This window comes from Methylobacterium oxalidis (assembly GCF_007992195.1).
GTDB lineage: Bacteria > Pseudomonadota > Alphaproteobacteria > Rhizobiales > Beijerinckiaceae > Methylobacterium > Methylobacterium oxalidis.
This window is the reverse complement of the sequence record NZ_BJZU01000036.1, coordinates 1-6724: the sequence shown is the minus strand read 5'-3', so window position 1 is coordinate 6724 and position 6724 is coordinate 1. Positions and strand designations below refer to the sequence as shown.

The 6724-nt window shown below is 73.2% G+C and carries 6 protein-coding genes; 1 reads left to right on the top strand and 5 read right to left on the bottom strand.

The window, feature by feature from the left end:
- Positions 1–74: 74 nt before the first annotated feature.
- From mnmE to MOX02_RS10830, 5 genes are all read right to left on the bottom strand, one after another.
- Positions 75–1382, bottom strand: coding sequence for a tRNA uridine-5-carboxymethylaminomethyl(34) synthesis GTPase MnmE (gene mnmE, locus MOX02_RS10850; protein ID WP_147025810.1), 1308 nt, complete (start codon positions 1380–1382; stop codon positions 75–77).
- Positions 1383–1446: 64 nt separating this feature from the next.
- On the bottom strand, positions 1447–2790 hold the full coding sequence (gene rho, locus MOX02_RS10845) for a transcription termination factor Rho (RefSeq protein ID WP_238179293.1): 1344 nt from the start codon (positions 2788–2790) through the stop codon (positions 1447–1449).
- A 234-nt stretch (positions 2791–3024) separates the two neighbouring features.
- A complete protein-coding gene (locus MOX02_RS10840; protein ID WP_147025809.1) occupies positions 3025–3666 on the bottom strand; it encodes a Smr/MutS family protein in 642 nt (213 codons plus the stop codon).
- 44 nt (positions 3667–3710) lie between these two features.
- Positions 3711–4943: a murein transglycosylase A gene (mltA, locus tag MOX02_RS10835; RefSeq protein ID WP_507762757.1), complete on the bottom strand. Its 1233-nt coding sequence runs from the start codon at positions 4941–4943 to the stop codon at positions 3711–3713.
- Between the two features lie 10 nt (positions 4944–4953).
- Positions 4954–5679: a Tim44/TimA family putative adaptor protein gene (locus tag MOX02_RS10830; protein ID WP_147025807.1), complete on the bottom strand. Its 726-nt coding sequence runs from the start codon at positions 5677–5679 to the stop codon at positions 4954–4956.
- Between the two features lie 451 nt (positions 5680–6130).
- Here MOX02_RS10830 and secB point away from each other — a divergent pair, with 451 nt between their 5' ends.
- Positions 6131–6640 carry a protein-export chaperone SecB gene (secB, locus tag MOX02_RS10825; RefSeq protein ID WP_147025806.1) on the top strand — a complete coding sequence of 170 codons (510 nt, stop codon included), beginning with the start codon at positions 6131–6133 and terminating at the stop codon, positions 6638–6640.
- The last annotated feature ends 84 nt before the right edge of the window (positions 6641–6724 follow it).

The window sequence follows — 6724 nt, the reverse complement described above, 5'->3', positions numbered from 1 at the left end:
CGGGAGAGGGAGCCGGTTGCGGCTCCCGCTATGGCATCCTCAAACCACTGATAACAAAAAGCTTTTCCGCCATCTCACTTCCCGATGCAGAAGCCGGCGAACAGGCGGTCGAGCATCTCCTCGACGCCGACATGGCCGCCGACCTCGCCCAGCGCCCGCACCGCGAGGCGCAGGTCCTCGGCGACGAGCTCGGGCAGAGGTGCTCCGGCCACCACCCGGTCGAGGCTCGCCACGCAGCGGGCGAGCGCCGCCCGGTGGCGCTCGCGGGTGATGAGGGCGTCGGCGCCCCCGATCTCGGCGCGCGCCCGCGCCTCGATCGCGTCGAGGAGCCGGTCGAGGCCCTCACCCGACAGCGCCGAGACGCAGAGGCCCGCGACGGGCTTCGCCGCCAGATCCGCCTTGGTCGTCACGGCGAGCGTGCGCTCGGGACAATCCGGGCCAGCCACCGCGGGGGCGTCGGCGGGGATGAGGCGCAGCACGAGGTCGGCGCTCGCCATGCGGGCGCGGGTGCGGCGGATGCCCTCGGCCTCGATCCGGTCTTCGGTCTCGCGCAGTCCCGCCGTGTCGACGAGCACCACCGGCAGGCCGCCGAGGTCGCAGCGGACCTCGATCATGTCCCGGGTTGTGCCCGGCAGGTCGGAGACGATCGCCGCGTCGCGCCGGCTCAGGGCGTTGAGGAGTGTCGACTTGCCGGCGTTCGGGGCGCCCGCCAGCACCACGCAGAAGCCCTCGCGCAGGCGCTCGCCGCGGCGGTCGTCGCGGAGCGCCGCGGCGATCTCGTCGCGCAGGGCGGCCGCCCGTGTCAGGAGCGCGCCGTCGAGGCCGGCGTCATCCACGTCGCCCTCGTCAGAGAAGTCGAGGACGGCCTCGGCGCCCGCGAGGCAGTCGATCGCCCGCGCGCGCCAAGCCGCGACCTGCCGGGCGAGCGTGCCGTCGAGCTGGCGCAGGGCCTGGCGGCGCTGCGCCTCCGTCTCCGCGTCGATCAGGTCGCCGATACCCTCGGCCTCGGTGAGGTCGAGGCGCCCGTTGAGGACGGCCCGGCGGGTGAAGGCGCCGGGCTCGGCCGCCCGGCAGCCGGGAAAGGCGGCGAGCGCCCGGATGACGCCGGCCCGCACCGCGAGCCCGCCGTGGAGGTGGAGCTCGGCCATGTCCTCGCCCGTGTAGGTGGCGGGGCCGGGGAGCCAAGCGACGAGGGCGCGGTCGAGGATCTCGCCGCTGCCGGGGTCGCGCAGCGTGCGCAGCGAGAGGCGGCGCGGCGGCGGGCAGCCGCTGGCGAGGGCGGCGAGGAGCGGCCCGCAGGCCGGCCCGGTGAGGCGCAGGACGGCGATGGCCGCCCGGCCGAAGCCGCTCGCCGGGGCGAAGAGGGTAGGGGTGCTCTCCATGCGGGAGGGCGCGTCCGCGGGACGCGGGGCCGCCGGGGCGGCCCCGCGCCTCAGATGACCGGCCTCAGGTGTTCATCGAGTCGAAGAAGTCGCCGTTGCTCTTCGTCTGCCGCAGCTTGTCGAGCAGGAACTCGATCGCGTCGGTGACGCCCATCGGGTTGAGGATGCGGCGCAGCACGTAGGTCTTCTTGAGCGCGTCCGGCGGCACCAGCAGCTCCTCCTTGCGGGTGCCGGAGCGGGTGATGTCGATGGCCGGGAAGATGCGCTTGTCGGAGACCTTGCGGTCCAGGATGATCTCGGAGTTGCCGGTGCCCTTGAACTCCTCGAAGATCACCTCGTCCATGCGCGAGCCGGTGTCGATCAGCGCGGTCGCGATGATGGTGAGCGAGCCGCCCTCCTCGATGTTGCGGGCCGCGCCGAAGAAGCGCTTCGGGCGCTGGAGGGCGTTGGCGTCGACGCCGCCGGTCAGCACCTTGCCGGAGGAGGGCACCACCGTGTTGTAGGCGCGCCCGAGGCGGGTGATAGAGTCGAGCAGGATCACCACGTCCCGCCCGTGCTCGACGAGGCGCTTGGCCTTCTCGATCACCATCTCGGCCACCTGCACGTGGCGGGTCGCCGGCTCGTCGAAGGTGGAGGCGATGACCTCGCCCTTCACGGAGCGCTGCATGTCGGTCACCTCCTCGGGGCGCTCGTCGATGAGCAGCACGATGAGGTAGCACTCGGGATGGTTGAGGGTGATCGACTGCGCGATGTTCTGCATCAGCACGGTCTTGCCGGTGCGGGGCGGCGCCACGATGAGCGCGCGCTGGCCCTTGCCGATCGGCGAGACGATGTCGATGACGCGGGGCGAGAAGTCCTTGCGCGTCGGGTTGTCCAGCTCGAGCTTGAACCGCTTGGTGGGGAAGAGCGGCGTCAGGTTGTCGAAATGGACCTTGTGCTTGATCTTCTCCGGGTTCTCGAAGTTGATCGTGTTGACCTTGAGGAGCGCGAAGTAGCGCTCGCCGTCCTTCGGGCCGCGGATCGGCCCCTCGACGGTGTCGCCGGTGCGCAGGCCGAAGCGTCGGATCTGGGTCGGCGAGATGTAGATGTCGTCGGGGCCGGGCAGGTAGTTCGAGTCGTTCGAGCGCAGGAAGCCGAAGCCGTCCTGCAGCACCTCGACGGTGCCCGAGCCGATGATCTCGACCTCCTTGGCAGCGAGCTGCTTCAGGATCGCGAACATCAATTCCTGCTTGCGCATGGTCGAGGCGTTCTCGACCTCGACCTCCTCGGCGAAAGCGATCAGGTCGGTGGGCGTCTTCGACTTGAGATCCTGCAGCTTGACCTCGCGCACGCCGTCGAGATCGGCAGCGACGATGCTGCCCTCGGTCGGCACGTCCGCGGCGGCAAGGACATCGGGATTTGGCGTCATGTGGAATGTAAGACCGGTGAAGGGAGACGGTGACGGAACGGGAAAGGTGTTTCGCGCCGGGCGCCGCGGGGGCGCCAACTCATCAGGTCACGGGGTTCCGGTGGCCCTGGGCATCGTCTTGGCTGAGCCCTCGCGGCTCACGGATGCGGTACGGCGCTTGTAGGAGGGCCCCTGTCCATACCGCGTTTCAGCCCCCGGCTCAAGCCCCGCTCGGGCCGCAGCCGAACCGCGGCCTCACCGGCGGCGCAGGCGCACGTAGAGGGCACCCGCCCCGCCGTGGTGGCGGGCCGCCTCCTCGAAGCCCAGCACGATGCCGCGCAGGTCCGGACCGCGCAGCCAGTGGGGCACGCTGCGGCGCAGCACGCCGCGCTCGGAGAAGGCGTCGTCGAAGCTCGGACCGCCCTTGCCGGTGACGACGAGGACGTGGGCGTGCCCCGCCGTCCGGCAGCGCAGCAGGAACCCGACGAGGGCCGCGTGCGCCTCCGCCTGGTAGAGCCCGTGCAGATCGATCCGCGCCTCGACCGGCAGGGTGCCGCGCTTGAGCGCCTGGCGGGCGCGCCGCTCGAGGCCCGCCGGCGGGGGCGGCGGCGCCTGCGGGGGCGCCTGGTAGGCGGGCATCGGTTGGGCGAGACGGGCCGTGGGCTTCGCGGCGGGCGGGCGCGGGGCGGATTTCGCGGCGAGGGCCGGCGTCGGCTTCGGAGCGGCCTTGGCCGAAATCTTCGCGGACTTGAAAGCGGCCTTGGAGCCGTCCTCGGGGGCCGGCTCGGCCGGTTTCGGCCGCGCCCGCCCGCGCAAGGGGGTCACGAGCCGCGCGATCTCGTTCCAGAGGCGGCTCTCCGCGTCGGTCAGGGTGCGAGTCCGTCGGGGCGCTCTCATGGGGGGCGCTCTCATCGGGATGCTCTCATGGGGCCGCCCGCATCTCAGGGCGCGGCTGCGGGCTTGGGCAGCAGCTTGGGCAGCAGCACCACGAAGCCGACCGCGTCGCGCAGGTTGCCGGCCGCGACCCCCGCCTCGGCGCCGGTGCCGAGATAGAGGTCGCCCCGCGCCGGCCCGACGATGGCCGAGCCGGTGTCGGCCGCCACCACGAGGCGCCCCGTCTCCGATCCGCCCCCCGGCAGCCGGCCCTCCAGCCAGAACGGCAGGCCGTAGCGCCAGAGGTTGGCGTCGACCGCGATGCTGCGGCCGGGCGAGAGCGGTGCGCCCGCGGCCCCCGGCGGCCCGAGGCCCGGATCCTCGACCGCGGCGAGACGGAAGAAGATGTAGGAGGCGTTCTTCCGCATCAGGCGGCGCGCCGCCTCGGGGTTGTCGCGCAGCCAGCCGGTCCAGCGGGCGAGCGTGAGGCCCTCCAGCGGCAGGTGGCCCTCGGCCACGATCAGCTTGGCGATCGAGGTGTAGGGCCGCCCGTTGCGCCCGTCGTAGAGCACCCGCACGGAGCGCCCGTCGGGCAGGCGGACCCGGCCCGAGCCCTGCACCTGGAGCACGAACAGGTCGACGGCGTCGCGCAGGTAGAGGAGGGGCCGGCCGCGCTCGCCGAGCGCCCCGTCCTCGATCGCGGCCCGGTCCGGGTAGGGCTCGAAGCCCGTGCCCGCCGCCCTCGCGGCGCGGAGCGCCGGGTCGAGGCCGGGCCGGGTCTCGCCGGGCTCGAAGGTCACGAGGTCGTCCGGCCGGGCGAGGACCGGGGCGGCGTAGCCCGGCCTCGGCGCGAGCGAACCCGCCAGCTCCGGCTCGAAATAGCCCGTGAGGAAGCCGGTGCGGCGCTCCGGGTTCGCGCCGTCGGCCGGCCGCACCACCCGGTAGGCGTCGAAGGCCCCCGCGAAGAAGGCGCCGGCCTCGTGCGGGGCCACCGAGGCGGCCGCGCGGCAGGCGGCGGCGAGGTCCCCGGCCGCGCCCGCGACCGCGGGGAGCTGCGCCGCCGGGGTGCCGGCGCAGGTGCGGCGGAAGGCGTCGAGCGCGGCGCCAGGGTCGGCGCCGGGGAATCCCGGCAGCGCGGCCGGCGCCACCGCCTCCAGCACCGCCTCGCCGACGCGCGTCGGCCCGTCCGCGAGGGCGTCCGGGCCGGCCAGGAGGAGGGGGACGAGGAGGGAGGGGAGGATCGCGGCGGCGCGCGCGGGTCCCGTCCGGGCCGCGCGGCCGCTCACCGCATCGTCGCGCACGGCACCCGCGTCAGTTGCCGGCCTCGGTGGCGACGAGCTGCCAGTTCGGGTCGCGGCTCCCGAGGGTGCGGGCGAAGGTCCAGACATCGGGCACCTCGACCACGGTCTCGGCGCTGCCGTCGACCACCGCGCCCTCGGCGTTGCGGGTCGCCGTGATCAGGTTCGAGAGGAAGCGCACGGTGATCTGGGCGACGCGGTTGCGCACGTCGACGGCGACGATCTCGGCCTTGTCGATCGACACGAAGGTGGTCTCGACGGTCTGCCGGTTGCGCTCGCGCTCGCCGATGGCGCGCTCGAAGCCCTCGCCCACCTCCCGCGACAGGAGGGTGCGCAGGGTCTTGCGGTCGCCCTTGGCGAAGGCGATCACGATGGTCTCGTAGGCGACCTTGGCGCCGTCCACGAAGGCGCGCGGATCGAAATCCGGCTCGACCTGCACCACCTGCTCGAGGCCGCGGGCCACCGCCGAGCCGGGCTCGGCGATGCCGCGCCAGTCCCGCGCCTCGGCGACCGCCGCCTGGCCACGCTCAGCCCCCTGCGGCCGGTCGGCGCCCGGCAGGCGCACGACGTTGTCGCCCTCCTGGCGGCCGGCCGGCGGCTCGGTGCGGCTGCGGTCGAGCGGCTTGAAGGGGGAGCGCTCCGCCCCCGTCTTCTGGCCGAGCACGGAGCGCAGGCGCCAGATCACGAAGACCGCGAGAGCCAGGAAGATCAGGGTCGTAATATCGAAGGTATCCTGCATCACCGATCCGATGGTGGCCGCCGCGCCGCTGGCCAGAGGGTACGCCCGTTTCGCCGCACAGTCGCCTGTACCCGTCCGATGCCCGTCATGACAGCCTGCGAGCAAGGCGAAGGTGAGGCCGCTGGCCAGGCCGGAGTGTCACGCCGGGCTCTTAACGGACCCCTGCCCCAGGATCGAGTCCGCAAGGATCGAGCCGGAGTTCGAGAGCACGACCCGTGAGAGAAGGCATATGGGGCGCCCCATCGGGCGGTTCCAGGCGGGGCGCCGCACGTTCTGCGGGTCTCCGCGCGGGTTGCTTGTCCCTGCCGGGCGGGCATGTTAGCGCGCTCCCGCACCGGGCTTCGCGGGGACCGGGACGCCCCGTGTGCGGGCGCACCCTCGACGCGAGCCACAGCGCGACGGCACCGGGATCCCGGCCGCTCCAGACGATCTTCGAGGAGGATGAACCGCCATGGCCGACTCTCCGGCACCGAACGGCAACGGTGGCGCCACGGCGCAGGCCGACACCGCGCCCGCGATCAACGCGCTGGCCCAGTACGCCAAGGACCTCTCGTTCGAGAACCCGAACGCGCCGCGCTCGCTGCAGCCCCAGGAGGGCCAGGGGCCGCAGATCAACATCCAGGTCAACGTCAACGCCCAGCAGCTCGCGGAGGCCGATTTCGAGGTCGAGCTGACGCTGGAGGGCGACGCCAAGATCAACAACGAGGTGCTGTTCGCCTTCGACCTGAAGTACGCCGGCATCTTCCGCATGCGCAACATCCCGCAGGACCAGCTCCACCCGGCGGTGATGATCGAGTGCCCGCGCCTGCTCTTCCCCTTCGCGCGGCAGATCGTCGCCGAGGCCGTGCGCAACGGCGGCTTCCCGCCCCTCTACATCGACCCGATCGATTTCGTGGGCCTCTACCGCCAGAAGGCGATGGAGGCGCAGAACCAGCAGGCCGGCGGCCCGCTGAGCGCCTGAGCCGCGCCGCGCCCCCCTGGCCCGGGCCCCCTCTCCCGTCCGGGAGAGGGGTGCGCTTCATCCGGATAGGTCGCACCCCTCACC